Here is a 24,846-nt window from a genome sequence, read left to right as displayed (position 1 = left end):
CTACGGGACATAAATTGCAGTTTGGCTTGTCATCAATCAAATTGTTTGTTGTTATGCCAGCCATCAGTGAGGCCGATAGCTATGAATCTTTTCCAACTCCGTGCATTTGACGCCGTGGCCCGGGACGGCAGTTTTACCCGTGCCGCCGCACGCCTGTTTATCAGCCAGCCAGCCGTGACCGGGCATATCAAGGCGCTGGAAGAGCACTACCAGATCACCCTGCTGCGGCGTACCGCGCGGCGCGTCGAGTTGACGGAGGAGGGCATCAAGCTGGCGGCCATTACCCGCAGTATCTTCGGCCTGGTGGATGAAGCGCAGACCCTGCTCGAAGCCAACCGCCAATTACTCACCGGGCGCCTGGAAGTGGCGGCGGATGGCCCGCATATGGTCATGCCGATGCTGGCCAAGCTGCGTGCCCGTTACCCGGGGATTACCGTCAACCTGCGCCTGGGCAATGCCCAGGAAACCCTGGCGGCGCTGCTGTCCGAGCATGCGGATGTGGCCGTGTTGACCGAAGTCGAGCCGCGCAAGGGCGTGCACCTGCAACCCTTGAGCGAATCCCGTATCTGCGCCTTGGTACCGGCTGGCCATCCGTGGCTGGCGGACCCGGCGGGTATCCGTCTGGAGCAGTTGGACCAGGTGATCATGGTACTGCGCGAGCCCAGTTCCATTACCCGCCGCACCTTCGACGACGCCTGTGCCAAGGCCAGCGTGCAGCCCAGGGTGTTGCTGGAACTGGACAGCCGCGAAGCGGTGACGGAAGCGGTGGCTGCCGAGTTGGGGGTGGGCGTGGTGTCGTCGGTGGAAGTCAGCCGCGATCCGCGGGTGCATGCGATTCCCATCCGTGGCGACGGGCTGCTGAACCAACATATGCTCGGCTGCATGGAGCGGCGCCGGGAATTGCGCTTGATTCAGGCGTTCTTCGAGTTGGCTTCGGGCTGATCTTCGCGCAGGCTTTCGCGGACAATCTCCAGAAAGGTCGCCACTACCCGCCGCGAACTCTGTTCCTTGAGGCACACCAGTGTTTCCTTCATGCGCTGGGTGCAGTCGCGGATGGGCATGGCATACACCCGTGAATCGGCGCCGAACTCCGACGCCGACACCACGTCCACGCCAATCCCCACTACCACGGCCTCGCGCGCGGCTTCGCGGCCTTCCACCTGGATCGCCGGGCGGATGCGCAGCCCGGCCTGGTGCATCTCGCGCTCCAGGGTCTGACGGGTCACCGAGCCGGTTTCCCGCAGGACCAGGGGGGTGTCGTCCAGATCCGCCAGCTCGATGGACTCGCGCCCGGCCCACGGGTGGTTGCGGGCGACGAACGCCAGCATCGGGTCATCACGCAAGGGGATCGAAAGCAGGCGCTCATCGTCGACGTCACGCCCCACCAACGCCAGGTCGGCCTGATAGTTGTACAGGCGGTACAGCGCATCATCGGTGTTGCCGGTCTCGATTTTCACGGTGATTCCCGGATAACGTTCGCAAAACCGGGCGATTTGCGGCAGCACATGCACCGGGGCGTCCACCGCCAGGGTCAGGCTGCCGGTTTGCAGGGCCTTGGAGTCTTGCAGCAGCTCCTGGGCTTCGGCGGCGATGACAAACAGGCGCTGGGTGATACTCAGCAGGCGCTCGCCGAGGTCGGTCAGGCGCACCGAGCGTTTGTTGCGATGGAACAGCAGCACGCCAAAACGCTCTTCAAGCTTGCGCACTTGGTCTGAAATGGCCGGCTGGGTGAGGAACAACCGTTCGGCCGCCAACGTGAAACTGCCATGGACAGCCACGGCATGGAAGGCTTTGAGTTGGGCGTGGGAAACCGACATGGCGCGACCTCTTACAAGCTGAGCTTATATTTGAAATACGATAAATCGATTTTACCTATTAGTCAGCCATTGCTTTGATAGCCCTCAGTCGCCGTAGGTTGAGTCCTACAACTTCGGCGATCATGAGCCCTTGCGTGCAACCTTGCAGGACTCATCTGACCAGTACCCGGTGCTCTGCCACCCGGTACTGCAGTGCAAAACAATAAAAACACAGGCAATTGCTTCTCGATTCTGCCGGCACACTCACACCTGAGGTCAGAACCACCATGAATATCCCTATGGGTAGCATCAAGCGTTGGCGCGTGCAGATTTTCGCCATCACCTGGCTGGCATATGCCGCTTTCTATTTCACCCGCAAAGCATTTTCCGTGGCCAAGTTAGGGATCGTTGACGACCCGAGTTTCCCGCTGGACAAGATGATGATGGCCAACCTGGATGGCCTGTACCTGGCGGCCTATGCCGTCGGCCAGTTCACCTGGGGCATGCTCGCCGACCGTTTCGGCCCACGGGTGGTGGTGTTGGGCGGGCTGGTGATTTCAGCGGCTGCCGCGCTGGTCATGGGCACGTTTGCCACCTTGCCGATCTTTGTCACGTGCATGTTGATCCAGGGGTTGGCGCAATCCACCGGCTGGTCGGGGCTGTGCAAGAACCTTGGTAGTTTCTTCCCGGCGCAACAGCGCGGGCGGGTGCTGGGCTTATGGAGCTCGTGTTACGCGTTTGGCGGGCTGGTGGCCTCGCCCTTTGCCGGCTGGTGGGCCTACACCCTGATTGGCAGCTGGCACGCGGCATTTATCTCCAGTGCCGCGGTGGTGGCGGTGGTGGCGGTGCTGTTCTTTATTTTCCAGCGCAACACGCCACAGGACGTTGGCCTGCCAGAAGTGGAGCCCGAGCCGGCAATGAGCGCCGAAGAGCAGGCGGCGGCGAAAAAAATCAGCATCCTTGAGCCGTTGCGCGAGATCTTGCGCAACCGCACGGTGCTGACCCTGGGCCTGGCGTACTTCCTGTTGAAACCGGCGCGTTACGCGATCCTGTTGTGGGGCCCGGTGATTGTCTATGAGCAGATGCCCTCGGTGGGCAAGGTCGGCGCGGCCATTGTGCCCACGGCGTTCGAGCTGGCGGGGTTGTTGGGGCCGATCATGATTGGCCTGGCGTCCGACAAACTGTTCGGCGCCCGGCGCATGCCGGCCTGTGTTCTCAGTTTGTTGGCGCTGACCGTGTCCCTGGCGCTGTTTATGGGGGCGTTGCATACCGGCAGTGTGATGTTGGTGATGGCTTTGCTGTTTGTCATGGGTCTGACCCTGTACGGGCCGGACTCGATGATCAGCAGCACGGCGGCCATTGACTTCGGTACCGCCAAGGCCGGCGCAACGGCGGCGGGCTTCGTCAATGGTTGCGGCTCGGTGGGCGCGATCCTCGGTGGCCTGCTGCCGGGCTACTTCGACACGGTGACGGTGTTTATCGTGTTCGCCGGCGCTGCCCTGTTTTCCTCGCTGGTGCTGATGCCTTATTGGAACGCCCGGCCTGCGGTATTGGCGCAAGTGGGCGACTTTGTGCCGGATCGCACTGTGGCAATCAAACCCCTGCGCACCTGAGGTACCTGCAACGCTGGCCGGTTTTTTGGTGGAACGATGGGTTCTTGCCCTATAAACTCTGCGGCCAAAGCGCCGGCCAGTAGACGTCTCGGCGCCACGGATATCAAGAGAGTGAGTCATGGGCGCACAGTGGAAGGTTAAACATAAAGAAGCGGCATCCAATGCCAAGGGCAAGATTTTCGGCAAGCTGGTGAAGGAAATCACCATTGCCGCCCGTAACGGTGCGGACACCGCGACCAACGCCCACCTGCGTCTGGTGGTCGAGCAGGCCAAAAAGGCCTCGATGCCCAAGGAAACCCTGGAGCGCGCAATCAAGAAAGGCGCGGGCTTGCTCGGCGAGACCGTGCAGTACCATCGCGTGACTTATGAAGGGTTCGCCCCGCACCAGGTGCCGTTGATCGTTGAATGCGTGACCGACAACATCAACCGCACCGTGGCGGAAATCCGCGTAGCTTTCCGCAAGGGGCAACTCGGGGCTTCGGGCTCGGTGGCCTGGGACTTCAACCATGTAGGGCTGATCGAGGCCTCGCCGGACACCCCCGATGCCGACCCGGAAATGGCCGCCATCGAAGCCGGTGCCCAGGACTTTGAGGAAGGTGAAGAAGAGGGCACGACCCTGTTCATCACCGAGACCACCGACCTGGACGCGGTGCAGAAGGCGTTGCCGGAGCAGGGTTTTACCGTGTTGTCGGCGAAGTTGGGCTACCTCGCGAAAAACCCGGTCAGCGGCCTGAGCGACGAGCAGATGGCTGAAGTCGAAGCCTTCCTGGAAGGCCTGGACAACCATGACGACGTGCAGGACATGTTCGTCGGCCTGGCGGGCTAAACCCGGCCTGGAATTATGGGCACGGGCTTGTGTGTGAGCGGGCTTGCCCGCGATTGCGGTGTATCAGATGGCACATCAGCTGGCTGACCCACTGCTATCGCGGGCAAGCCCGCTCCCACATAAGCCCGCTTCCGCATTTGCAGGGCGTTTCAGAGTGAGGACAGTAGTGCCTCGATCTCTTCGAACGCCGGACGCGCCAGCACCTGCGGCTGGCAGCAGCGCTCCCGCAGCGCCTCCAGCACTTGGTGCTGGTCATCGCTCAAACCTGCGTCAATGCGCTCCAGCAACTCCTCCAGCAACACCCCGAACGCCCGCACTTCAATGCGCTGCAACGCCCTGGTTTCCAAGGTGTCGGCCGTGGCATGGAATGACGCCGCGCCAAAGTCCCCCAGCAAACAATCACCCCCGGCATTCCACAGGATATTGTGGCCATACAGGTCGCCATGGGTGATGCCATGCCGGTGCAGGTGTGCGGCCACGGAGGCGATGCCGCGCGCCATGCGCAACGCCACAGCCACGCTGAAACGGCTGGCGGGGTCGTAGATGTCCCGTGTGCAGGACGCCAGGCTGGGTAGGCCGGCGAGGTTGCGGTAGCTCGGGTCGATCAGGTCCATCACCAGCGCGGCCTGGTCATCGGGGTGGCCGATTACCCGGCCTTGCACCTTGATCAGGTTGGGGTGCAGCCCGGCGGCAATGCAGGCCTGCATTTCATGCAGCGGTGAACCGTCGCTGGTGATGGTGCCCTTATAGAGCTTGACCGCGACCGCCTCGTTCGACGGTTTGCGCAGTGCCTTGCGAATCACCCCCGAGGCACCTTCGCCGAGCACCTCGGCCAGCTCCAGTTCGGCCCAGGGAATATTCGCTGTGTTGTCGTCAATTGCCAGTTCGACCGCGCTTTCCACCGGGTTGCCGGCATAGGCCAGCCAGGTCAGGCGCGGCAGCGTCAGCAGCCATTGCGGCAATTGCGTCAGGCGGTTGGCGGCGATGCGCAGCAGTTCGAGGTTATGGCACTGGGCCAGGCTCGCCGGCAGTTGCTCCAGGCGATTACCGGCCAGCATGAGTTTTTGCAGCAGCGGCCGTTCGCCGAGTTCATCCGGCAAGTGGCTGAGACGGTTATCGGTGAGGATCAACCAACGCAATTGCGGCGGCAGTGCAGCAGCCGACACCTGCTCGATCTGGTTGGCCTTGAAGCCGACCATGCTCAATTGCTGGCATTGCCCCAGGCACGCCGGCAGTTCGGTGAAGGCGTTGTCCGAGCAAAACAGCACGCGCAGGTGGGGCAGCCGGTGCAGGTCGTCGGGCAGGCTGCGCAGGGCGTTGCCGCTCAGGTTGAGGATTTCCAGGGAGTCGGCCAGGTCGAAGATTTCCCGGGGGAACTGCGTCAGGCCGCAGGACAGGTCCAGGCGCTTGATGCCAGCCAGTTGGCCAGCCTTGAGTTGGGCAAGGGTATCCATGAACAGCTTAGGTCACTCGACAAGGTCAAAGGCGCTCATGATAGCGACTTGAGCGCCAGCGGGCTGACTTGTTGCAACTGCCCCAGGCGGCTGCGGGTGCGCGCCAGGTCAATCGCCTGGCCTTGCAGGGCGTGGTCCAGTGGCTGTTGGCCCAGCAGGGTCAGGTGCTTGTCCTGGTCGTACAGCACGTCGATCAGGTTGATAAAGCGCTGTTGCACGGCAATCGGGCAATCGCCGAGCAGCGGCAGGTCGTCGATGATCCAGTGGTCGAAATCCTCGCACAGCAGCAGGTAATCCATCACGGCGGTGGGCTGTTCGCACAGGTCGTTGAAGGTCAAGGCCAGGCTGCGCGCCTGGTGCCAGCGCACCTGCAGTTGCCGCGAGCCGACCGCCAGCGCCAGGGGCGGGCCATCGGTGGCGGGCAGCCCCAGCTCACGGCGCTGGGCCGGGGTGCCCGGCCACACGTACTGGCCATGGGTGAAGCGCTGCAGCTGGTGGTTCTGCGCCAGGCCCCGGTAGTCCTGAGGCGCGCTGACTTCCATGACGTCCATGCGCGCGCTGATCAAGTCAATCACCGGCTTGAAGCGCTGATGGTACAGCGGGTTGGGCAGCAAGCCCTGGGGCGGGTAATTGGAGGTGACCAGCAGCAGGATGCTCCGTTGGAACAGGGCCTTGAACAGGCGGGTGATCAACATCGCGTCGCCGATGTCATGCACATGGAACTCGTCGAAACACAGCACCCGGCAGCCGTCGAGCAATTGATCCAGGGTGGCGCCCAGGGCATCGGCCTGCTGGCGGTGGGCAAACATGCCGCGGTGCAGGCGGGCGAAAAAGTCGTGGAAATGTACCCGCTGCTTGTCAGGCAGGGGCAGGGCCTGGAAAAACCCGTCCAGCAGCCAGCTTTTGCCCCGGCCGACAGCGCCGTGCAGGTACAGGCTGCGGGTCGGGCGCTGGGCCAGCAGGTGTGCGGCCTGCCGCGCCATAGCGTCGATAACCTGCACCTGGCTGGGGCTGAGGGTGTAGCCCTGTTGCCGAGCCTTGTCCGCGAAGAAGCGCTGAATGGCTGGCGCGCTGTCGTGGGCGGTTTTTTTGCCCAGCAGGCGTTTGAGCAGGGGCTGGCTCTCTCGAAAAGGCATGGCGTTGGCGTCCTAGAACCGGGTGGTCTGCTTGAGCAATGGGGTGGTCGGCTCGTCCTCCGGGCTGACCATCGCATAGTTGTAGCCGGGGCTGGACCAGTATTCGGCCTGCAGTCCGTCGGCACTGCGGCTGCCCCGTGGCAGCAGGGTGTTTTGCGGGCCGGGCGGGCGAATATAAAAACTGATGCGCCGGCCCTGCGGGTTCTCGTAAAGCACCATCGCTGCCGCGCCCTGATCGGTGCTGAGCAGCCGTGCGCTGACCGGGCTGAAGCCGGCCTGGCTGAGGTCTGGCAGGCGATGGGCCTGGGCGAAGTAACGGTCGAGCCAGGCTTGCATATCGCCATTGCCCTGCACCTGGTAATCGGCGGGCATGATTGGGTTCTGGGCAAACAGGCGGTACGCCTGCATGGCGTCGGTCATCGGCAGTGCGCTGGCGACCAGGGTCGCCTGCCGCGCTTGCCAGCCACCCAGGCCGCCCAGGCCGACGGCGAGCACCAGCATGGCGGCAGTGGCCAGCTGGCGGCGCGACTGGTGCTTGAGACGCTGGCGAATCTGCGCCGGATCCAACTCGGGGTTGGCCGCTGGCGGCGCACCGATGGCCGTGCGCAGGTGCTGGGCATCCTGTTGCCAGGCGTGGACCTGGGCCGCGACCTCGGGGTGGGCGGCGAGCCAGATCTGCAGTTGGCGGCGATCCGGCTCGCTGAGCTGGTGATCGACGTACGCGTGCAGGTCGCGTTCGTTGGGGGGCAGGCTGATCATTTGAGTATCCGCAGGGAAGGGCGGGTGATGTCGCCGTCGCTGAGCTGGCGCAAGGCCTGGCGGGCGCGGGACAGGCGTGACATCACGGTGCCGATGGGCACGTCGAGGATATGGGCGACTTCCTTGTAGCTCAAGCCTTCCACCGAAACCCACAGCAGCAGGGCGCGTTGCTCGCTGCTCAACTGGTCGAAGGCTTGCAGGGTCGATTGGGCGATCACCGTACGTTCGACTGACGGTTGCGCGTCATCACGGCCGGTGAAGAACTCCAGCATCCGCGCATAACGCCGCGAACGCCGGTGCGCGTCGAGGAACTGCCGGTAGAGGATCGAGAACAGCCAGGCGCGCAAATCGCCGTCGACGCGCTTGTTGCGCCAACTGACGATGGCGCGCTCAAGCGTGGCCTGCACCAGGTCGTCGGCGCTGCTGGGGTTGCGTGTCAGGGATACGGCAAAGCGCCGTAGCCTGGGGAGGAGTTCACGCAATGAGTCGTCGAGTTTGTGCATGGCAATCTTGGTCACTGTGCTTGGACCAGGAAGACGTCCGGCCTTGGAGGTTATTCCAGGGATTGAAAAATAAACAGTGCGGGTGGGAATAGAGCGTGTCGACGCTCGTCCTGCTTCTCTCTCACCTGTGGCCGCTGGCCCTGGAGCACTGCATGCCAGATCAACCATCCCCCTTACGCCCGCCGCTGGGGCGCGCCAGCCTGATGCTGCGCCTGGCCGCTATCGGCGTGGTCGTCGGCGCCGCCGCCGGGGCGTTTGCCTACGTCAACGGTACACTCGACCCGCAGCGGTTGCGCCCCCAGAGCCTGGTCAATGCCCTGGAAACCAATAACGGCGTGCACCCCGGCTACCGGCGCAACCATTCCAAGGGTGTATGCGTGGCGGGCTATTTCGAGAGCAGTCCTGCGGCGCGTGCCTATTCCCGTGCGCAGGTATTCAGCGAGGCCCGCACCCCGGTGATCGGCCGTTTTGCCTTGCCCAGCGGCAACCCCTATGCCCCGGACAGCAGCGTGCCGATCCGCAGCCTGGCCGTGCAGTTCAACCAGGCCAACGGCCAGCAATGGCGCAGCGGGATGAACAGCATGCCAGTGTTCCCGGTGGGCACGCCCGAGGCGTTCTACCAGATGCTCAAGGCGGGGACTCCGGACCCGGCGACCAGCAAGCCCAACCCGGCCAGTATGCCGGCGTTTTTTGCCAGCCATCCGGAGACGGCGCCGTTCCTGGCCTGGGTCAAGACGGCCAGGCCATCAGCCAGCTATGCCACCGAGCGTTACAACGGCATCAATGCGTTTTACCTGGTGAATGCCGACGGGCAGCGCCAGGCCGTGCGCTGGGGGCTGGTGCCGCTGAGCCAGGACGTCAGCGCAGCCGCTGCGCCGCCAGGGGCGGATTTCCTCCAGGCCGACCTGGAGCAACGATTGGCGGCCGGCCCCCTGCGCTGGCAGTTGCAGATCACCCTGGCCAACCCCACGGACCCGGTGGATGACGCGAGCAAGGCCTGGTCTGGGGCGCACACGGTGCTGGATGCCGGCACGCTGGTACTCGAGCGCAGTCAGCCGCAGTTGGACGGTGATTGCCGCGATATCAACTTTGACCCGCTGATCCTGCCCAGTGGTATCGAAGCCTCCAATGACCCGCTGCTGGCTGCACGTTCTGCTGCCTATGCCAGTTCCTACCTGCGCCGTACCGGCGAAGTCAGCCAGTTGCACAGCGCCTCTCAGGAGTCCCAGCCATGAAGACTCAACCACGTTTTTTCGCCCCGCTGGCGCGCCTGCTGCACTGGCTGATGGCGCTGATGGTCATTGCCATGCTGTTTATCGGTGCTGGCATGGTGGCCTCGGTGTCCCAACGCCATGCATGGTTGTTGCACCTGCACAAGCCATTGGGCATTGCGATTCTGCTGTTGGTGATCGTGCGCCTGGTGGTGCGCTTTGCTACCCGCCAGCCGCCGCTGCCTGCCGATTTGCCGGCGTGGCAGGTGTTGGCGGCCAAGGCGTCGCATCTGCTGCTGTATGGCTTGATGCTGGCGCTGCCGTTGTTGGGATGGGCGATGATTTCGGCGGCCGGTGACCCAGTGATGCTGAGCAGTTCTTTGCAGTTACCGGCGTGGGTGCCGGCCAACGCGCAGTTGTTTGCAATCCTGCGCAAGGCCCATGGGTATCTCGCCTATTTGCTGTTCCTCACGGTGTTGCTGCATTTGGCGGCGGCGTTGTTCCATGGCTGGATTCGCCGGGATGGCGTTTTGCAAAGCATGCTCGGCAAGGACTGAGCCCCGAGGGTTGCCCACCAGTATCCCAGGGCCAGTAGGTTGATGGCGGCGCCCAGGGCACAAACGCCGGGCCAGCCGGCCCAGGCGTACATCAGGGTGGCGCCGAGCGAGCCCAGGGCGCTGCCTGCCGAATAGAACAGCATGTAGCCGGCAGCCAGGCGGCTCTGGGCTTCGGGGCGCACGCTGTAGATCAGGCTTTGGCTGGTGACATGCACGGCTTGCAGGCCGAGGTCGAAGGCAATCACCCCAAGCAACAGTGCCCATAACGAAGACTGGGTCAAGGCGATGGGCAGCCAAGACACCAGCATCAGCGCCAGGGCCGCGCCGCTGGTCCACTGTGCCCAGCCTCGGTCAGCCAGGCGCCCGGCATGGGCCGCTCCCAGCGCGCCGGCGGCACCGGCAAGGCCGAACAGGCCGATCTGGGTGTGGGACAACGACAGCGGCGGGGCGCTCAAGGGCAATACCAAGGGCGTCCATAGCACCGTGCCCGCGGCAAAAATCAGCAAGGCCAGCACCGCGCGGTCGCGCAGCACTTTTTCCTCGCGCAACAGGCTGAACACCGAGCCGAGCAACTGGCGATAGGCGCCTGGTGCCCGGGGCTGCTCGGTAGCGGGCAAGACACGCCAGAGCAGCAGCGCCATCAGCAACGTCAAGCCAGCCGACAGCAGGTACACCGAGCGCCAGCCGGCCAGGTCCGCCATGAGCCCGGACACCGTGCGCGCCAGCAGCAAGCCAACCACGATGCCACTGGTCACCAGGCCCACCACATGCCCCCGTTGCTCGGGGCGCGCCAGGTTTGCGGCGTAGGCCACCAACACCTGGGCCACCACGGCGAGCAAGCCCGTCAGCAACAGGCCAGCCAGAAACCCAACGCTGCTGTTGGACAGGGCGACCAGCAATACCGCGCCGGTGGACAGCAGTAACTGGCCGACGATCAAGTGCCGACGGTTGAGCAGATCGCCCAACGGCACCAGCAGTAATAAACCGAGGCCATAGCCGACCTGGGTCAGGCTGATCACGATGCCGACGGTGGCGGGGTCCATGGCGAACGTCGTGGCCATGGCATCCAGCAGGGGTTGGGCGTAATAGACGTTTGCCACCGACAGGCCGCAGGCAATGGCGAACAGCAGCACCACGGCGCCGCTTAACGATGATTGGGGCATGCTGAGTTCTCATTGTGGTTGTTAAATAAAACCAGTTGTACGGTAGGTATTCTGGTTTTATATTGCAACTACATTTTTTGTCAGGCAGGCGTTATCCATGGTCAAACTCACCCGCTTTGAAAGTGCCGAATGCCCGGTGGCGCGCTCGCTGGAGGCGATTGGCGATGGCTGGGCACTGTTGATCATTCGCGATGCATTCGATGGCATCCGCCGCTTTGGCGAGTTTCAGCGCAGCCTGGGCATGGCCAAGAATATTCTTTCGGCACGCTTGCGCAGCCTGGTCAGCCACGGGATTTTCGAGATTGTCCCGGCCTCGGATGGCAGTGCTTATCAGGAGTATGTGTTGACGGAAAAGGGCAGGGGGCTGTTTGCCGTGATCATTGGGTTGCGGCAATGGGGCGAGGGGTTTTTCTACGCCGAGGGCGAGGCCCATTCGGTGCTGTTGGACCGTGAGCACGGGCAGCCGCTGCAGGCTTTGCACGTGCAGGCGGCAGATGGCCGGGTGCTTGGGCCGCTGGACTGCGTGCGGGTGGCGGCGCAGTCCGAGGCTGAGGGTTAACGACGCTTATTGGTGCAGGGTCAGCGCAGGACGTTGACCATGTCCGCCACGGTGCTCAGCACGTCCTTGCCCAGTTGCCGGGAGCGTTTGCCGGACCAGCCGGTGCGTGGATCGGGCGCATCGTCGTTGTCCTTGAACGGCATTTCCAGGGTCAGGGACAGGCAATCGAATTTCTCGCCCACGCTGTTGCACGCCAAGGTCATATTGGCCTGGCCCGGCAAGTCGCGGGTGTAGCCATGGGTGGTCTGGAAGTCGCGGGTCAGTTCGCTCAAGTGGCTGCGAAAGTGTTTTTCCAGGGCCTCGATACGCGGGGTATAGCCGGGGTTGCCTTCACACCCTGCGGTGAATACGTAGGGGATTTCTTCGTCGCCGTGGATATCCAGGAACAGGTCGACGCCATATTTTTCCATTTGCTGCTGGACGAACAGCACTTCCGGGCTCTGTTCCTGGCTTGCGCTTTGCCAGGCGCGATTGAGGTCCTGGCCCATGGCGTTTGTGCGCAAGTGACCGTGGAACGCGCCATCCGGGTTCATGTTCGGCACCAGGTACAGGTCGGCGGATGCCAGGAGTTTTTTCAGTTCAGCATCACCTTCCTGTTGCAGGCGCTCGATGATGCCTTCCATAAACCACTCGGCCATATGCTCGCCCGGGTGCTGCTGCGCAATGATCCACACTTTGCGCTGCCCGGCGTCACCCTTGCCACGGCGTAGCAGGGGAATATCACGGCCTTCGACACTCTTGCCGGTGGCCAGCAATTGCGTACCAGCGCGGTTCAGTGCCTGCTCGATCAACCAGGCGTGACGCTCGCGACTGTAGGGTTCGAAGTAGGCGAGCCAGGCGTGTTTTTGCTCGGCCTGCAGTTCGATGTGCAAGGTTTCGCCATCAAAGCGCGTCGGCACCCGGAACCAATTGATGTGGTCGTAGGACGCCACGGCGTTGTAACCGCTCCAGGCATGTTTGTAGGAGGACTGGCCGGCGTTGCTCAGGCGAAAGGTATGGGTATGACCAATGTGCATGCCTTCGGCCTTGAAGTGGAACCATTGGAAGTGCTGGCTGCGGGTATCAGGTTTGATCGCCAGCAGTAACTGATGGGCATCGCTGGTGTCGAGCACCTGGATATTGCCACTGTCGAAGTCGGTGCTGATTTTGATGGAAGTCAAGGCCACGGTCATAGTCTGATTGCCTGAATATGAGAGTTGTGGCGGGCAGTTTACACAGACGCGGGGTAAAGTCTGGACGCAAATTATTGCGAAAAGGGAGGGGGCGTCATCCTTGACGCAGCCGCAGCTTAGAGTCTATGAGATTGATTCTCAAGTGCTATCTTGGAAAGAAGCGGGCCAGAGCGCTTGATCGGCTTTCTTTCGGTGATTGTCTTTTGCTACCATGCGCGCCATCGAGCAACACACAGTCTTCATTAGCCTGAAGCCACGCCAGAATAACTGGCAAAAAAAAGACCCGGCCAAAGAGCCGGGTCAAAAACCGTGATTAGCCTGATGAGGAGATATTCCAAGAGTCCGACCTAAGGTCTCTTGGCCTATCGACTGATCTCGCGACCAGCTGCTTGCAATAATAATCATTATCATTTGCAAGTCAAATGTTTTTATCCGTCTGATAGAAATATTTTTCCTTCTGTTCCTGCACGCCTATCTGGCTATGAGGCTTTGCCGCCTGCCAGTTGCAGTGGACGCTCCAGCATGGCCTTGGCCATATCAATCAAATACACCACTGAAAACGCCAGGTCTCGGGTGCCCCCCAGCTTGTTGTTCGCCAACTCATACGCGATGGCGGCGGCGCTGCGCAGCAGGTCCGAGGCATGCACCAGGGCTTCTTCGCTGCTGACATGGGGGTTGGCCTCGAAAAAGGCCACATCGTCCACTGGCTCCGTGTCCTCTTTCAAGTAGTAGTCCAGTGCGCGTCGGGCGGCTTCGCTGCCCTGCAAGAACTTTATTTCATCGTCATCAGGTGTGCCAGGCAGGTGATCCAGGGTAGTGGTCATGAGGTCGGTGCTCTGGGTGGGAAGGTGAACAGGTGGGGTTGATAATAATACGATCTGTATTTATGTCATTTGATTGATTACTACAAACTGTTTATTGTCGCCCTGAATTCATCCGGTATTGTGTGGCCCATGGATAAATGGATAGCGTTGGTCAAAGCCAACATGAAGGCCCGCAAGGTCACGCAGCATCAACTGGCCGCACGCTTGGGCATGTCCCAGGGCGGCATTGGCCACTGGCTCGGCAAGCGCCGGGTGCCCAGCCTCGCCGATATGAACCGGGTGCTCGAAGAGCTGGGCCTGGGCTATCTGGAGACGGTGCTGGTGATCCGCGAAAAAAGCGACGCCCCGGCGAACGACGATGCCGCGCCGGTTACTCAATACAATCCGTATTTTCGTTACCCTGTGACTGACTGGAAACACCCCTGCCAGGTGCACGAACAGCGGCCAGCCTATGGCGCCACGCGTTTTGAGGCGAGCGATTACGAGGCCGACGGCGAGGCGTTCTGGCTCCAGGTGAGCGGCGATGCGATGACCGCGCCCAGTGGGCCGAGTATTGCCGAAGGGATGATGATCCTGGTGGACCCGGCCCGCGAAGCCGAGCCCGGTACATTGGTGGTGGCCCAATGGGCCGGCAGCAGCCAGGCGACCTTTCGCAAGTTGATCGAGGAAAGCGGCCAGCGTTACCTGGTGCCGCTCAATCCGACCTACCCCAAAGCCCTGCTCACCGATGACTGCCGGATCATCGGCGTGGTGGTACAGGCCACGGTGAAGTTCTAGGCCTGGGCTTCCAGCTCCACCAAGGCGCTGCCTTCGCCGACCATTTCGCCTTCCTGGCAATACAGTGCCTTGATCACGCCTCCGTGGGGCGCGCGGATGCTGTGCTCCATCTTCATCGCTTCAAGCACCACCAGTTGCGCACCGGCCTCCACCGTCTGCCCGACTTCCACCAGCACCCGCACGATGCTGCCGTTCATGGGTGCGCTCAGGCCGCCCTGATGGGCTTGTCCGGCATCGACGGCGGCGATCGGGTCAAACAGCGTCACGCTGCGCATCTCACCTTGCCAGCGCAGGAACAGCGTCTGCCCATGGCGCACGGCCAAGTGCGAACGGCGGATGCCAGCATCCTCGATCAGCAATTGTTCGCCACGCAGTTGCGGCGCGGTGCTGGTTTGCAGTGTTACCAGGCGATCCTGGCCGTCACTGCTCAAATGCAGGGATGTTTCGGCAGGCAGGCCCGCACGAAAGCCCAGGGTTGCAGCCCACGGCGAGGCAGGATCGTCCTGCCGCAGCCGGGAGGGCTGGCTCTGCATGAAAGCATGACCGGCCGCCTGCCAGAACTCATCACTCAACGCACTGGCGGCAGGCAGCAGTTGCTCCTGATAACGCGGGATAAACCCGGTATCCAACTGCGCTGCGGCAAAGGCGGGATGGCCGATGATGCGCCGTAAGAAGCCCAGGTTGGTCTTCAAGCCACCGACCGCAAACTCGTCGAGCATGCTCAACAGGCGCAGGCGCGCCTGTTCGCGGTCCTCGCCCCAGGCAATCAGTTTTCCAAGCATCGGGTCGTAGAAGGGCGAGACGTCGTCCCCTTGCGCGACGCCACTGTCCACCCGCCGTCCCGGGCCAGGCGCCGATTCGCGGTACAGCGCCAGATGCCCGGTGGCCGGCAAAAAGTCATTGGCCGGGTCTTCGGCATACAGCCGCACTTCAATCGCGTGGCCGCGCAACGGCACCTGCTCCTGGGTGATGGGCAGCGGCTCGCCTTGCGCCACGCGAATCTGCCAGGCCACCAGGTCCAGGCCGGTGATGGCCTCGGTCACCGGGTGTTCTACCTGCAAGCGAGTGTTCATTTCCATAAAGAAAAACTCACCGCGCGCATCCAGCAGAAACTCCACGGTGCCGGCGCCCACATAGCCAATCGCCTGGGCGGCACGCACCGCTGCCTCGCCCATGGCCTGGCGCAGGGCAGGGCTGAGGCCGGGTGCCGGTGCTTCTTCGACGACCTTTTGATGGCGACGCTGGATCGAGCAGTCGCGTTCATTGAGGTACAGGCAATGGCCGTGCTGGTCGGCAAACACCTGGATCTCCACGTGGCGGGGCTTGATCAGGTACTTTTCCACCAGCATCTGCGCATTGCCAAACGACGACAGCGCCTCGCGCTGGGCCGAGGCCAGGGCTTCGGCCAGTTGGCTTTCGTCCTCGACCACTTTCATGCCCTTGCCGCCGCCGCCCGCCGTGGCCTTGAGCAGCACCGGGTAGCCAATGCGCGCGGCGGCCTGGCGGAAGGTTTCCAGATCCTGGCCGGCACCGTGGTAACCCGGCACCAGCGGTACGCCAGCGGTTTCCATCAATGCCTTGGCCGCCGACTTGCTGCCCATGGCATCAATGGCCGAGGCGGGCGGGCCAAGGAAAATCAGCCCGGCCTCTTCAATCGCTCGGGCAAAGCGCGGGTTTTCGGAAAGAAAACCATAGCCTGGATGAATCGCCTGGGCGCCGCTGGCCTTGGCCGCGGCGATCAGTTTGTCGATCTGCAGGTAGCTGTCGGCGGCCTTGCTGCCGCCCAGGTCCACCCGGATATCGGCTTCTCGGCTGTGGCGCGCATCGCGGTCCGTGGCGCTGTGCACGGCAACGGTGGTCATGCCCAGTGCCTTGGCCGTGCGCATGACCCGACAGGCGATTTCGCCCCGGTTGGCCACCAGTACGCAGGTAATCAACGGTGCACTCATGAACGTGGCTCCTGGGACTGCCAACTGGGCGCACGCTTTTGCAAAAATGCGCGCAAGCCTTCCTGGCCCTCGGCGCTGACGCGGATGCGCGAGATGGCGTTTTCGCAGTAACGGCGCAACGCTGGAGTCAGGGCGCCATTACCCACTTCGCGCAACAAATCCTTGCTGGCGCGCATGGCGGCCGGGCTGTTGAGCAGCAGGTTGGCGATCCATTGCTCGACGTGCTGATCCAGCGCATCCAGCGGGTAGCTTTGCGCCAATAGCCCGATGGCCTGGGCCTGCTGACCGTCGAAGCGTTCTGCGGTCAGGGCATAGCGGCGTGCCGCGCGCTCGCCAATCGCCTGCACCACAAACGGGCTGATGACCGCCGGCGCGAGGCCGATGCGTACTTCCGACAGGCAGAACTGCGCATCATCGGCGCCAATGGCCATATCGCAGCAACTGATCAGGCCCAGGGCGCCGCCGTAGGCCGCGCCCTGGACCACCGCCAGTGTCGGGATCTTCAGCTTGGCCAGGTTGTACATCAACTCCGCCAATTCGCGGGCGTCGTCGAGGTTGGTGTGGTAATCCAGTTCGGCCGACTGTTGCATCCAGGCCAGGTCCGCGCCGGCGCTGAAATGCTTGCCGCGCCCGCGCACGACCAGAAAACGCAGCGCGGCATCGGCCTGGACCTGGTCCAGGGCAATGATCAGCTCGCGGATCATTTCAGCGTTGAACGCGTTGTTCTTCTCTTCCCGGCTCAACCACAGCGTGGCAAAGCCACGGGGGTCGTTGACCAGCTCAACAGTGTTGAAATCGCTCATGGGTGCAGCTCCAATTACATGCGGAACACGCCGAAGCGGCTCGGCTCGATGGGGGCATTCAGCGCGGCGGACAAGGCCAGGGCCAGCACGTCACGGGTCTGCAAGGGGTCGATGACGCCGTCATCCCACAGGCGGGCGCTGGAGTAGTAAGGGTGGCCCTGGGTTTCGTACTGGTCGAGGATCGGCTGCTTGATCTGCGCTTCGTCCTCGGCGCTGAACGCCTGGCCACTGCGCTCGGCCTGTTCGCGCTTGACCTGCACCAGCACGCCGGCGGCCTGTTCGGCGCCCATCACGCCAATGCGGGCGTTGGGCCACATCCACAAAAAGCGCGGGTCGTAGGCGCGCCCGCACATCCCATAGTTACCGGCACCAAAGCTGCCGCCGATGATCACTGTGAATTTCGGCACCTTGGCGCAGGCCACGGCCGTGACCAGCTTGGCGCCGTGCTTGGCGATGCCGCCGGCTTCGTATTTCTGCCCGACCATAAAGCCGGTGATGTTCTGCAAGAACAGCAGGGGAATCCCGCGCTGGCAGGCCAACTCGATAAAGTGCGCGCCTTTTTGCGCCGCTTCGGCGAAGAGGATCCCATTGTTGGCGAGGATCGCGATGGGGTAGCCATGCAAATGGGCAAAGCCGCAGACCAGCGTGGTGCCGAACAACGCCTTGAATTCATCGAAGACCGAGCCGTCCACCAGTCGCGCAATCACTTCGCGTACATCGAACGGTTGCTTGGCGTCGGCCGGGATCACCCCATACAGCTCTTCGCTGGCATACAACGGCGCGACCGGCGTGCGCTGTTGCAACTGCCCCTGTTTGCGCCAGTTGAGGTTGGCGATGCTGCGACGGGCCAGGGCCAGGGCATGTTCGTCGCTGTCGGCGTAATGGTCGGCCACCCCGGAGATCTTGCAGTGCACATCGGCACCGCCAAGGTCTTCGGCGCTGACCACTTCACCGGTGGCGGCCTTCACCAGTGGAGGCCCGGCGAGGAAGATGGTGGCCTGCTGGCGCACCATGATCGCTTCATCGGCCATCGCCGGCACATAAGCGCCACCCGCCGTGCAGGAGCCCATCACCACGGCAATCTGCGGAATGCCCTGGGCGCTCATATTGGCTTGGTTGAAAAAAATCCGCCCAAAGTGCTCGCGGTCGGGGAACACCTCGTCCTGGCGCGGCAGGTTGGCGCCGCCGGAGTCCACCAGGTAAATGCAGGGCAGGCGGTTCTGTTCGGCGATGGTCTGGGCGCGCAGGTGTTTTTTCACGGTCAGCGGGTAGTAGGAACCGCCTTTTACCGTGGCATCGTTGGCGACGATCATGCATTCGACGCCTTCGACCCGGCCGATCCCGGCGATCACGCCCGCGGCCGGTACCTCTTCACCGTAAACCTGATACGCCGCCAGTTGGCTGAGTTCGAGGAACGCCGAGCCCGGGTCGAGCAGGCGGTTGATACGCTCGCGCGGCAGCAGCTTGCCACGGGAGGTATGACGCTCCTGGGCCTTGCTGCCGCCGCCTTGCTGGACCTGGGCGAGCAGGGTGTGCAAGGCATCGACCTGTTTGAGCATCGCCGCGCTGTTGCTGGCGAATTCCGCCGAACGCGGGTTGAGTTGGGTGTGCAGGGTGGCCATGGTGCACTCCCTCAGCGGGTTTCGTTAAACAGTTCGCGACCAATCAACATGCGTCGGATCTCACTGGTGCCCGCGCCGATTTCATACAGCTTGGCATCACGTAACAGACGGCCTGCGGGGAATTCATTGATGTAGCCATTGCCGCCGAGAATCTGGATCGCATCGAGGGCCATCTGTGTTGCGCGTTCGGCGCTGTACAGAATCACCCCGGCGGCGTCCTTGCGCGTGGTCTCGCCGCGCTCGCAGGCCTGGGCCACCGCATAGAGGTAGGCACGACTGGCGTTGAGCTGGGTGTACATGTCGGCAACTTTGCCCTGGATCAGTTGGAATTCGCCGATGCTCTGCCCGAACTGCTTACGGTCGTGGATGTAGGGGACGATCAGGTCCATGCAGGCCTGCATGATCCCGGTAGGGCCGCCGGAGAGCACCACACGCTCGTAGTCCAGGCCGCTCATCAGCACTTTGACCCCGCCATTGAGCACGCCGAGGATGTTTTCTTCGGGCACTTCGACGTCATCGAAAAACAGCTCGCAGGTGTTGGAGCCGCGCATGCCCAGCTTGTCGAACTTGTTGCTGCGGCTGAAACCCTTGGCGTCGCGCTCGACAATAAACGCGGTAATACCATGGGCGCCTTTTTCCAGGTCGGTCTTGGCGTAGATCACATAGGTGTGGGCATCGGGACCGTTGGTGATCCAGGTCTTGCTGCCGTTGAGCACATACACGCTGCCGCGTTTGTCGGCGCGCAGCTTCATCGACACCACATCAGAGCCCGCATTCGGCTCGCTCATGGCCAGGGCGCCAATGTGTTCGCCGCTGATCAGCTTGGGCAGGTACTTGAGTTTCTGTTCATGAGTGCCGTTGCGGTTGATCTGGTTGACGCACAGGTTGGAGTGCGCGCCGTAGGACAACGCCACCGAGGCCGAGCCGCGGCTGATTTCTTCCATGGCCACCACGTGGGCCAGGTAACCCAGGCCGGCACCGCCGTATTCTTCCGGCACGGTGATGCCCAGCAGGCCCATGTCACCGAACTTGCGCCACATATCCACGGGGAACAGGTTGTCGATATCAATCTGCGCTGCCCGTGGCGCCAGCTCCTTGGCCACGAAGGCCTGCACCTGGTCGCGCAGCATGTCGATGGTTTCACCGAGGGCGAAATTCAGGGTCGGGTAACTCATGGAGGGGCACCTATAAACATTATTGTTGTGGGGCTGGCGACGCCATTGGGCGATCACCTTTACGTTAACGTAAACTTGCGTTGCATGACTGTCAATCGTAGCTTACGTTAACGTCAAGCTCGCGCCTGACCGGCGCACCGTCCACCTACAAAAAAGACAATAGGGGTCGTCATGGATCAACCGAATCAGAGCTACAGCCGTGGCCCACAGGACAAGGCCTTGCTGGCCATGACCATCGGCCAGGCATTTGACCGCACGGTGGCGCAGTACCCGGAGGGCGAGGCCCTGGTGGTGCGCCATCAGCAGCTGCGCTATACCTGGCGGCAGTTGGCCGAAGCCGTGGACCTGCATGCACGCGGGCTGCTGGCGCTGGGGTTGCAGGCCGGGGATCGCCTCGGCATCTGGGCGCCGAACTGTGCCGAGTGGTGCATCAGCCAGGTGGCCAGCGCCAAGCTCGGGGTGATTCTGGTCAACGTCAACCCGGCCTACCGCAGCAGCGAGCTGGAATACGTGCTCAAGCAGTCGGGTTGCCAGTGGTTGATCTGTGCCGGTTCGTTCAAGTCCTCCGACTACCACGGCATGCTGCAGGCGCTGGTGCCGGAACTGGCGGAGCAGGGCATTGGCCAGTTGCACTGTGATCTATTGCCGGAACTGCGCGGGGTGATCAGCCTGGATGCGCGACCGCCCTCGGGGTTCATGCCCTGGTCGCAATTGTCGGCCCTGGGGACGGGGACACCCCCGGAACAATTGCAGCGCCGCGAGGCCAGCCTGCACTTCGATCAAGCCGTCAATATCCAGTACACCTCCGGCACCACGGGCTTCCCCAAGGGTGCCACCCTCAGTCACCACAACATCCTCAATAACGGTTACATGGTTGGCGAAAGCCTGGGCCTGACCGCGCAGGATCGCCTGGTGATCCCGGTGCCGCTCTATCATTGCTTTGGCATGGTCATGGGTAACCTGGGCTGCATCACCCATGGCACCACGATGATCTATCCCAATGACGGCTTCGACCCACTGCTGACCCTGACCGCCGTGGCCGAAGAGCGCGCCACCGGCCTGTACGGCGTACCCACGATGTTTATTGCGGTGCTCGATCATCCGCAACGCAGCACGTTCGATCTGTCGAGTCTGCGCACTGGGATCATGGCCGGCTCCACTTGCCCGATAGAGGTGATGCGCCGGGTCATCAGCGACTTGCATATGAGCGAGGTGCAGATTGCCTACGGCATGACCGAGACCAGTCCCGTTTCCCTGCAGACCGGCGCGGATGACGATCTGGAGCGGCGCGTGACCACGGTCGGGCGGACCCAGCCGCAACTGGAAAGCAAAATCATCGACGAGGCCGGTAACACCGTGCCGCGTGGGCAGATTGGCGAGTTGTGCACCCGAGGTTACAGCGTGATGCTCGGCTACTGGAACAACCCTGAAGGCACCCGCGAAGCCATCGACGACGCCGGCTGGATGCACACCGGCGACCTGGCGACCATGGATGAGCAGGGTTATGTGTGCATCGCCGGGCGCAACAAGGACATGATCATTCGCGGTGGCGAGAACGTGTACCCACGGGAGTTGGAAGAGTTCTTCTTCACCCACCCGGCGGTGGCGGATGTACAAATCATCGGCATTCCCGATGAGCGTTATGGCGAAGAGATCGTGGCCTGGATCAAGTTTCACCCCGGGCACGTGGCCAACGAGCTGGAACTGCAAACCTGGTGCAAAGGGCGCATTGCACACTTCAAGACGCCGAAGCATTTCCGCTTTGTCGAAGAATTTCCGATGACTGTGACGGGGAAGATTCAGAAGTTTCGCATGCGTGAGATCACCATCGAGCAACTGCGTAGCGAAGACTGAGATCTGGCGCCGATCAAAAATGTGGGAGCGGGCTTGCCCGCGATGGCGGAGTGTCAGTCAACTATTCATCAGTTGACCCACCGCTATCGCGGGCAAGCCCGCTCCCACATTTGCCTTTGCATGTACCGCGCAATGGTTTTCACCCAGACAGCACAAAGGGGAGCCGAAGCTCCCCTTTAATTTGTTGTTACGTGCTCTTTTTTTATTATTGAGGGGCGGTCTATTGTTGTTTTTGGCAACCGTGGCCCTTTACCGCTGTTTTTGGCGACCCCCATCCGGGGTCAAGAGCAAACGTATTTTTTTGAGCGCTGATCTGCTTCTTCGCACGCGATCCAACCAGTGGGTAGCTACCTTGAGGTAGTTTTATTGTTCTCTGCCCGGTTGCGAGTGGCGGCTTGCGCCGTACCCTGCGAAGCACATCTTCTCCAAAAAAATCTGTTAGCTGCGTCTCTGCCGTGTTGTTTTTGTTATGTCAGAGTCGTTACGTCTTATTTTTATTAGGTTTGGTGCTTTTTATTCTTGTTATGCCATAGAGATAGCAGAAGCCGTGCCAACTTTTAAAAGTCCTTTAAAATCAATGGATTGATTTTTTAGTAGGAAATTTACTTCAGAGAATGCGACAAAATATGTTCCCGTGTTACCCGATGTGTAGCCGCGAGGTAACACATCGGAGCAGGCGCGCTACTCAACGGGCGCTACGGGCCTTGGCCACGCGTGAGCCGGTGGGGCGGCCCAGGACCGTACAGATCTGCTGGCCCGCTACAATCAACTTGTCCATGTCGATACCGGTTTCGATGCCCAGGCCGTCGAGCAGGTACAGCACGTCCTCGGTGGCCACGTTACCGCTGGCGCCCTTGGCATAGGGGCAGCCGCCAAGGCCCGCGATAGAGCTGTCGAACACCTGGATACCCTCCAGCAGGCTGGCGTAGACATTGGCGATGGCCTGGCCGTAGGTGTCATGGAAGTGTCCGGCGAGCTTTGCCCGTGGCACGTCCTTGCCCACTACCTCGAACATGCGCCGCGTAGCGCCTGCGGTGCCGGTGCCGATGGTGTCGCCCAGGGACACTTCATAGCAGCCCATGGAATACAGCTCGCGGGCCACCGCAGCGACTTGCTCCGGGGCGACCTGACCTTCATAGGGGCAACCCAAGACACAGGACACATAGCCGCGCACACTCACGCCGTGCTGTTGTGCCGCCGCCATGATGGGTGCAAAGCGCTCCAGGCTCTCGCTGATGGAGCAGTTGATATTGCGCTGGGAAAACGCCTCGGACGCCGCTGCAAATACTGCGACCTCCTTGACCCCGGCCGCCAGCGCGTCCTCGAAGCCCCGCAGGTTCGGCGCCAACGCGCCATAGATCACGCCCGGCTTGCGCTGGATCTGCGCAAACACGTCGGCCGAGCCGGCCATCTGCGGTACCCACTTGGGCGAGACAAAACTGCCGACTTCGATATAGCCCAGGCCCGCCGCGCTGAGGGCGTCGACCAGTTGCACCTTGTCGGCCACGCTGATGGGCTGGGCTTCGTTTTGCAGACCGTCGCGCGGGCCGACTTCGATCAGGCGCACCTGAGAGGGGAGAGACATGGGATCTACCTTTTTATTGGGGTTGGCCGACCTGGCTCTGGATCGTCTGTTCCAGGGCCTGGGTGCAACGTTCTTCGGCGGTGTCCAGTTCCAGTTTCATCTGCTCGATGTCCAGCAACTGCTGTTCCAACTGCTCACGGCGTTCGCTGATTTTTGCCAGCATGCTGTGCAATTGCTTTTGATTGCCGCTGCTGGGGTCGTAGAGTTCGATCAGTTCGCGGCATTCGGCCAGGGAAAAACCGATGCGCTTGCCCCGCAGGATCAGCTTCAGGCTGACTTTGTCCCGGGGCGAATAGATACGCTCCTGGCCGCGGCGCTCGGGGCGCAGCAGGCCCTGTTCTTCATAGAAACGAATGGCCCGGGTGGTGATGTCCAACTCGCGGGCCAGGTCGGAGATGCTGTAGGTCGTGCTCATGGTGGCGCTCAAGGAGGGTCTTGGCGCTACGCTAATGGCTGCTTGACGTAAACGTCAAGCAAATCACCGCCTACGCGTTATCCAACTTCTTCTCACGCGCCGTAACCTGCTGGCACAACTCGATCATCTGCTCGCGCATCCAGCGGTTGGCGGGGTCCTGGTCGGTGCTTTCATGCCAGTACAGGTGGGTTTCCACCGGCGGCACATCATTGACCGGCAGGTTGAACGAGTGCAGCTCGTTACGCCGTGCAAAGCGCTCGGGCACGGTCATTACCATATCGGTCTGCTGCAACACCTGGGAAGCCATCAGGTAATGCTGGGAGCGCAGGGCGATCTTGCGCTGGATCCCCATTTTGCCGAGGGCCAGGTCGACGTGGCCCAGGCCATTGCGCCGGCTGGAAATATGGATATGGGTCAGCGACAGGTAGTCATCGAGGCTGAACTTTTCCTTGCCCGCCATCGGGTGGCCCTTGCGCATGGCACACACGTAGCGGTCTTCCATCAGCTTGACGTGGCGCACTTGCGGGTCGGTGTTGAGCGGCGCGTCCACTGCGAAATCCAGGCGTCCGGCGGCCAGTTCCTTGGTGGTTTCCCGACGTTTGGACAGGAAACTCTCAATGATCACCGTGGGCGCCAGGCGGCGCAGGCGCTGGAACAGTGGCGGCAGGATCACCGCTTCAGTGAGGTCGGTCATGCTGATGCGGTAGGTCTTGGCCGCTTGCAACGGGTTGAAGATCCGGCTCTCTTGCACCGACACCCGCAGCAACGACAGGGCATTGCGCACCGGGCCAATGATGTTCTGGGCCATGGGGGTCGGCACCATGCCCTGGGCGGTCCGCACGAAGAGCGGGTCGTTGAAGGTCTCACGCAGGCGTGCCAGGGCGTTGGATACGGCCGGCTGGGTGATGCCCACGATCTGTCCGGCACGGGTCAGGTTGGCTTCGGTGTAGATCGCGTCAAAGACGATGAAAAGATTGAGGTCGACCTTGCTCAGATTCATTTCGTTGCGCTCTTCTTGTTAGGTTTTCATACGCCGATCATATATCGGTGATGAATGTTAATACACGCCGAGAATAGGCTAGGTAAATTATCA

At 62.0% G+C, this 24,846-nt stretch carries 23 protein-coding genes; 8 read left to right on the top strand and 15 right to left on the bottom strand.

What is annotated here, in order from left to right:
* The first annotated feature begins 81 nt into the window (after nucleotides 1–81).
* Nucleotides 82–942, top strand: a complete 861-nt coding sequence (locus HBR94_RS19870; RefSeq protein ID WP_057960052.1) for a LysR substrate-binding domain-containing protein — start codon at nucleotides 82–84, stop codon at nucleotides 940–942.
* Here HBR94_RS19870 and HBR94_RS19865 read toward each other — a convergent pair.
* Nucleotides 912–1,817, bottom strand: coding sequence for a LysR substrate-binding domain-containing protein (locus HBR94_RS19865; protein WP_170045424.1), 906 nt, complete (start codon nucleotides 1,815–1,817; stop codon nucleotides 912–914). The two genes, HBR94_RS19870 and HBR94_RS19865, sit on opposite strands and share 31 nt — an antisense overlap.
* Nucleotides 1,818–2,083: 266 nt before the next feature.
* Here HBR94_RS19865 and HBR94_RS19860 point away from each other — a divergent pair, with 266 nt between their 5' ends.
* Nucleotides 2,084–3,409 (top strand): MFS transporter, encoded by a 1,326-nt coding sequence (locus HBR94_RS19860; RefSeq protein ID WP_057441526.1) that lies wholly within the window; start codon nucleotides 2,084–2,086, stop codon nucleotides 3,407–3,409.
* A 118-nt stretch (nucleotides 3,410–3,527) separates the two neighbouring features.
* Entirely contained in the window at nucleotides 3,528–4,235 is a 708-nt protein-coding gene (locus HBR94_RS19855; protein ID WP_057441529.1) for a YebC/PmpR family DNA-binding transcriptional regulator, read from the top strand.
* Nucleotides 4,236–4,384: 149 nt separating this feature from the next.
* Here HBR94_RS19855 and HBR94_RS19850 read toward each other — a convergent pair whose 3' ends face one another.
* From HBR94_RS19850 to HBR94_RS19835, 4 genes are read right to left on the bottom strand one after another with little or no spacing between them, the layout of a single operon-like run.
* Nucleotides 4,385–5,689, bottom strand: coding sequence for a leucine-rich repeat-containing protein kinase family protein (locus HBR94_RS19850; RefSeq protein ID WP_170045423.1), 1,305 nt, complete (start codon nucleotides 5,687–5,689; stop codon nucleotides 4,385–4,387).
* A gap of 35 nt (nucleotides 5,690–5,724) precedes the next feature.
* On the bottom strand, nucleotides 5,725–6,825 hold the full coding sequence (gene zapE, locus HBR94_RS19845; RefSeq protein WP_170045422.1) for a cell division protein ZapE: 1,101 nt from the start codon (nucleotides 6,823–6,825) through the stop codon (nucleotides 5,725–5,727).
* 12 nt (nucleotides 6,826–6,837) lie between these two features.
* Nucleotides 6,838–7,584: an anti-sigma factor gene (locus tag HBR94_RS19840; RefSeq protein ID WP_115128500.1), complete on the bottom strand. Its 747-nt coding sequence runs from the start codon at nucleotides 7,582–7,584 to the stop codon at nucleotides 6,838–6,840.
* Nucleotides 7,581–8,087 carry a sigma-70 family RNA polymerase sigma factor gene (locus HBR94_RS19835; protein WP_170045456.1) on the bottom strand — a complete coding sequence of 169 codons (507 nt, stop codon included), beginning with the start codon at nucleotides 8,085–8,087 and terminating at the stop codon, nucleotides 7,581–7,583. Before HBR94_RS19835 ends, HBR94_RS19840 begins: the two co-directional genes overlap by 4 nt.
* A gap of 152 nt (nucleotides 8,088–8,239) precedes the next feature.
* Between HBR94_RS19835 and HBR94_RS19830 the strand changes: the two genes are divergently transcribed.
* Both HBR94_RS19830 and HBR94_RS19825 read left to right on the top strand, forming a co-directional pair.
* Entirely contained in the window at nucleotides 8,240–9,322 is a 1,083-nt protein-coding gene (locus HBR94_RS19830) for a catalase family peroxidase (protein WP_170045421.1), read from the top strand.
* Nucleotides 9,319–9,855: a cytochrome b/b6 domain-containing protein gene (locus HBR94_RS19825; RefSeq protein WP_169990346.1), complete on the top strand. Its 537-nt coding sequence runs from the start codon at nucleotides 9,319–9,321 to the stop codon at nucleotides 9,853–9,855. Before HBR94_RS19830 ends, HBR94_RS19825 begins: the two co-directional genes overlap by 4 nt.
* Here the strand turns inward: HBR94_RS19825 and HBR94_RS19820 are convergent.
* A complete protein-coding gene (locus HBR94_RS19820) occupies nucleotides 9,753–11,018 on the bottom strand; it encodes an MFS transporter (protein ID WP_170045420.1) in 1,266 nt (421 codons plus the stop codon). The genes HBR94_RS19825 and HBR94_RS19820 overlap by 103 nt on opposite strands.
* Nucleotides 11,019–11,115: 97 nt before the next feature.
* On the opposite strand from HBR94_RS19820, the gene HBR94_RS19815 reads away from it, so the two are divergent.
* Nucleotides 11,116–11,577 (top strand): helix-turn-helix domain-containing protein, encoded by a 462-nt coding sequence (locus HBR94_RS19815; protein ID WP_170045419.1) that lies wholly within the window; start codon nucleotides 11,116–11,118, stop codon nucleotides 11,575–11,577.
* Between the two features lie 20 nt (nucleotides 11,578–11,597).
* On the opposite strand, the gene HBR94_RS19810 is transcribed toward HBR94_RS19815, so the two are convergent.
* Complete coding sequence (locus HBR94_RS19810) at nucleotides 11,598–12,749, bottom strand: M14-type cytosolic carboxypeptidase (RefSeq protein ID WP_057441546.1); 1,152 nt, start codon at nucleotides 12,747–12,749, stop codon at nucleotides 11,598–11,600.
* A 479-nt stretch (nucleotides 12,750–13,228) separates the two neighbouring features.
* Nucleotides 13,229–13,573: a DUF3077 domain-containing protein gene (locus tag HBR94_RS19805; RefSeq protein WP_057960043.1), complete on the bottom strand. Its 345-nt coding sequence runs from the start codon at nucleotides 13,571–13,573 to the stop codon at nucleotides 13,229–13,231.
* A gap of 129 nt (nucleotides 13,574–13,702) precedes the next feature.
* Between HBR94_RS19805 and HBR94_RS19800 the strand changes: the two genes are divergently transcribed.
* The gene (locus HBR94_RS19800) at nucleotides 13,703–14,350 is read left to right on the top strand and encodes a LexA family transcriptional regulator (RefSeq protein WP_057441591.1); all 648 of its coding nucleotides are present in this window, start codon (nucleotides 13,703–13,705) and stop codon (nucleotides 14,348–14,350) included.
* Here the strand turns inward: HBR94_RS19800 and HBR94_RS19795 are convergent.
* From HBR94_RS19795 to HBR94_RS19780, 4 genes are read right to left on the bottom strand one after another with little or no spacing between them, the layout of a single operon-like run.
* On the bottom strand, nucleotides 14,347–16,299 hold the full coding sequence (locus HBR94_RS19795) for an acetyl/propionyl/methylcrotonyl-CoA carboxylase subunit alpha (protein ID WP_170045418.1): 1,953 nt from the start codon (nucleotides 16,297–16,299) through the stop codon (nucleotides 14,347–14,349). The genes HBR94_RS19800 and HBR94_RS19795 overlap by 4 nt on opposite strands.
* Nucleotides 16,296–17,102 carry a gamma-carboxygeranoyl-CoA hydratase gene (locus tag HBR94_RS19790; protein ID WP_120733498.1) on the bottom strand — a complete coding sequence of 269 codons (807 nt, stop codon included), beginning with the start codon at nucleotides 17,100–17,102 and terminating at the stop codon, nucleotides 16,296–16,298. Before HBR94_RS19790 ends, HBR94_RS19795 begins: the two co-directional genes overlap by 4 nt.
* A 14-nt stretch (nucleotides 17,103–17,116) precedes the next feature.
* Entirely contained in the window at nucleotides 17,117–18,724 is a 1,608-nt protein-coding gene (locus HBR94_RS19785) for a carboxyl transferase domain-containing protein (RefSeq protein WP_057960040.1), read from the bottom strand.
* Between the two features lie 11 nt (nucleotides 18,725–18,735).
* Nucleotides 18,736–19,899: an isovaleryl-CoA dehydrogenase gene (locus HBR94_RS19780; protein WP_057441554.1), complete on the bottom strand. Its 1,164-nt coding sequence runs from the start codon at nucleotides 19,897–19,899 to the stop codon at nucleotides 18,736–18,738.
* A gap of 171 nt (nucleotides 19,900–20,070) precedes the next feature.
* Between HBR94_RS19780 and HBR94_RS19775 the strand changes: the two genes are divergently transcribed.
* Nucleotides 20,071–21,753 carry an AMP-binding protein gene (locus tag HBR94_RS19775; protein ID WP_170045417.1) on the top strand — a complete coding sequence of 561 codons (1,683 nt, stop codon included), beginning with the start codon at nucleotides 20,071–20,073 and terminating at the stop codon, nucleotides 21,751–21,753.
* A gap of 685 nt (nucleotides 21,754–22,438) precedes the next feature.
* Here the strand turns inward: HBR94_RS19775 and HBR94_RS19770 are convergent.
* The 3 genes from HBR94_RS19770 to HBR94_RS19760 form a co-directional block, all read right to left on the bottom strand.
* Nucleotides 22,439–23,338, bottom strand: a complete 900-nt coding sequence (locus HBR94_RS19770) for a hydroxymethylglutaryl-CoA lyase (protein ID WP_057960038.1) — start codon at nucleotides 23,336–23,338, stop codon at nucleotides 22,439–22,441.
* 13 nt (nucleotides 23,339–23,351) lie between these two features.
* Complete coding sequence (locus HBR94_RS19765; RefSeq protein ID WP_057960037.1) at nucleotides 23,352–23,753, bottom strand: MerR family DNA-binding transcriptional regulator; 402 nt, start codon at nucleotides 23,751–23,753, stop codon at nucleotides 23,352–23,354.
* A gap of 70 nt (nucleotides 23,754–23,823) precedes the next feature.
* Nucleotides 23,824–24,753, bottom strand: a complete 930-nt coding sequence (locus HBR94_RS19760; RefSeq protein WP_057960036.1) for a LysR family transcriptional regulator — start codon at nucleotides 24,751–24,753, stop codon at nucleotides 23,824–23,826.
* Between the last annotated feature and the right edge of the window lie 93 nt (nucleotides 24,754–24,846).

The sequence above is a fragment of the Pseudomonas sp. WS 5412 genome (assembly GCF_012985615.1).
Lineage (GTDB): Bacteria > Pseudomonadota > Gammaproteobacteria > Pseudomonadales > Pseudomonadaceae > Aquipseudomonas > Aquipseudomonas shahriarae.
This window is presented reverse-complemented; position numbering and strand designations above follow the sequence as displayed.

Bases quoted from the DNA above. Each gene is read 5' to 3' on its own strand.
- HBR94_RS19870 (WP_057960052.1), top strand. From the start codon at position 82: ATGAATCTTTTCCAACTCCGTGCATTTGACGCCGTGGCCCGGGACGGC.
- HBR94_RS19865 (WP_170045424.1), bottom strand. From the start codon at position 1,817: ATGTCGGTTTCCCACGCCCAACTCAAAGCCTTCCATGCCGTGGCTGTC.
- HBR94_RS19860 (WP_057441526.1), top strand. From the start codon at position 2,084: ATGAATATCCCTATGGGTAGCATCAAGCGTTGGCGCGTGCAGATTTTC.
- HBR94_RS19855 (WP_057441529.1), top strand. From the start codon at position 3,528: ATGGGCGCACAGTGGAAGGTTAAACATAAAGAAGCGGCATCCAATGCC.
- HBR94_RS19850 (WP_170045423.1), bottom strand. From the start codon at position 5,689: ATGGATACCCTTGCCCAACTCAAGGCTGGCCAACTGGCTGGCATCAAG.
- zapE (WP_170045422.1), bottom strand. From the start codon at position 6,825: ATGCCTTTTCGAGAGAGCCAGCCCCTGCTCAAACGCCTGCTGGGCAAA.
- HBR94_RS19840 (WP_115128500.1), bottom strand. From the start codon at position 7,584: ATGATCAGCCTGCCCCCCAACGAACGCGACCTGCACGCGTACGTCGAT.
- HBR94_RS19835 (WP_170045456.1), bottom strand. From the start codon at position 8,087: ATGCACAAACTCGACGACTCATTGCGTGAACTCCTCCCCAGGCTACGG.
- HBR94_RS19830 (WP_170045421.1), top strand. From the start codon at position 8,240: ATGCCAGATCAACCATCCCCCTTACGCCCGCCGCTGGGGCGCGCCAGC.
- HBR94_RS19825 (WP_169990346.1), top strand. From the start codon at position 9,319: ATGAAGACTCAACCACGTTTTTTCGCCCCGCTGGCGCGCCTGCTGCAC.
- HBR94_RS19820 (WP_170045420.1), bottom strand. From the start codon at position 11,018: ATGCCCCAATCATCGTTAAGCGGCGCCGTGGTGCTGCTGTTCGCCATT.
- HBR94_RS19815 (WP_170045419.1), top strand. From the start codon at position 11,116: ATGGTCAAACTCACCCGCTTTGAAAGTGCCGAATGCCCGGTGGCGCGC.
- HBR94_RS19810 (WP_057441546.1), bottom strand. From the start codon at position 12,749: ATGACCGTGGCCTTGACTTCCATCAAAATCAGCACCGACTTCGACAGT.
- HBR94_RS19805 (WP_057960043.1), bottom strand. From the start codon at position 13,573: ATGACCACTACCCTGGATCACCTGCCTGGCACACCTGATGACGATGAA.
- HBR94_RS19800 (WP_057441591.1), top strand. From the start codon at position 13,703: ATGGATAAATGGATAGCGTTGGTCAAAGCCAACATGAAGGCCCGCAAG.
- HBR94_RS19795 (WP_170045418.1), bottom strand. From the start codon at position 16,299: ATGAGTGCACCGTTGATTACCTGCGTACTGGTGGCCAACCGGGGCGAA.
- HBR94_RS19790 (WP_120733498.1), bottom strand. From the start codon at position 17,102: ATGAGCGATTTCAACACTGTTGAGCTGGTCAACGACCCCCGTGGCTTT.
- HBR94_RS19785 (WP_057960040.1), bottom strand. From the start codon at position 18,724: ATGGCCACCCTGCACACCCAACTCAACCCGCGTTCGGCGGAATTCGCC.
- HBR94_RS19780 (WP_057441554.1), bottom strand. From the start codon at position 19,899: ATGAGTTACCCGACCCTGAATTTCGCCCTCGGTGAAACCATCGACATG.
- HBR94_RS19775 (WP_170045417.1), top strand. From the start codon at position 20,071: ATGGATCAACCGAATCAGAGCTACAGCCGTGGCCCACAGGACAAGGCC.
- HBR94_RS19770 (WP_057960038.1), bottom strand. From the start codon at position 23,338: ATGTCTCTCCCCTCTCAGGTGCGCCTGATCGAAGTCGGCCCGCGCGAC.
- HBR94_RS19765 (WP_057960037.1), bottom strand. From the start codon at position 23,753: ATGAGCACGACCTACAGCATCTCCGACCTGGCCCGCGAGTTGGACATC.
- HBR94_RS19760 (WP_057960036.1), bottom strand. From the start codon at position 24,753: ATGAATCTGAGCAAGGTCGACCTCAATCTTTTCATCGTCTTTGACGCG.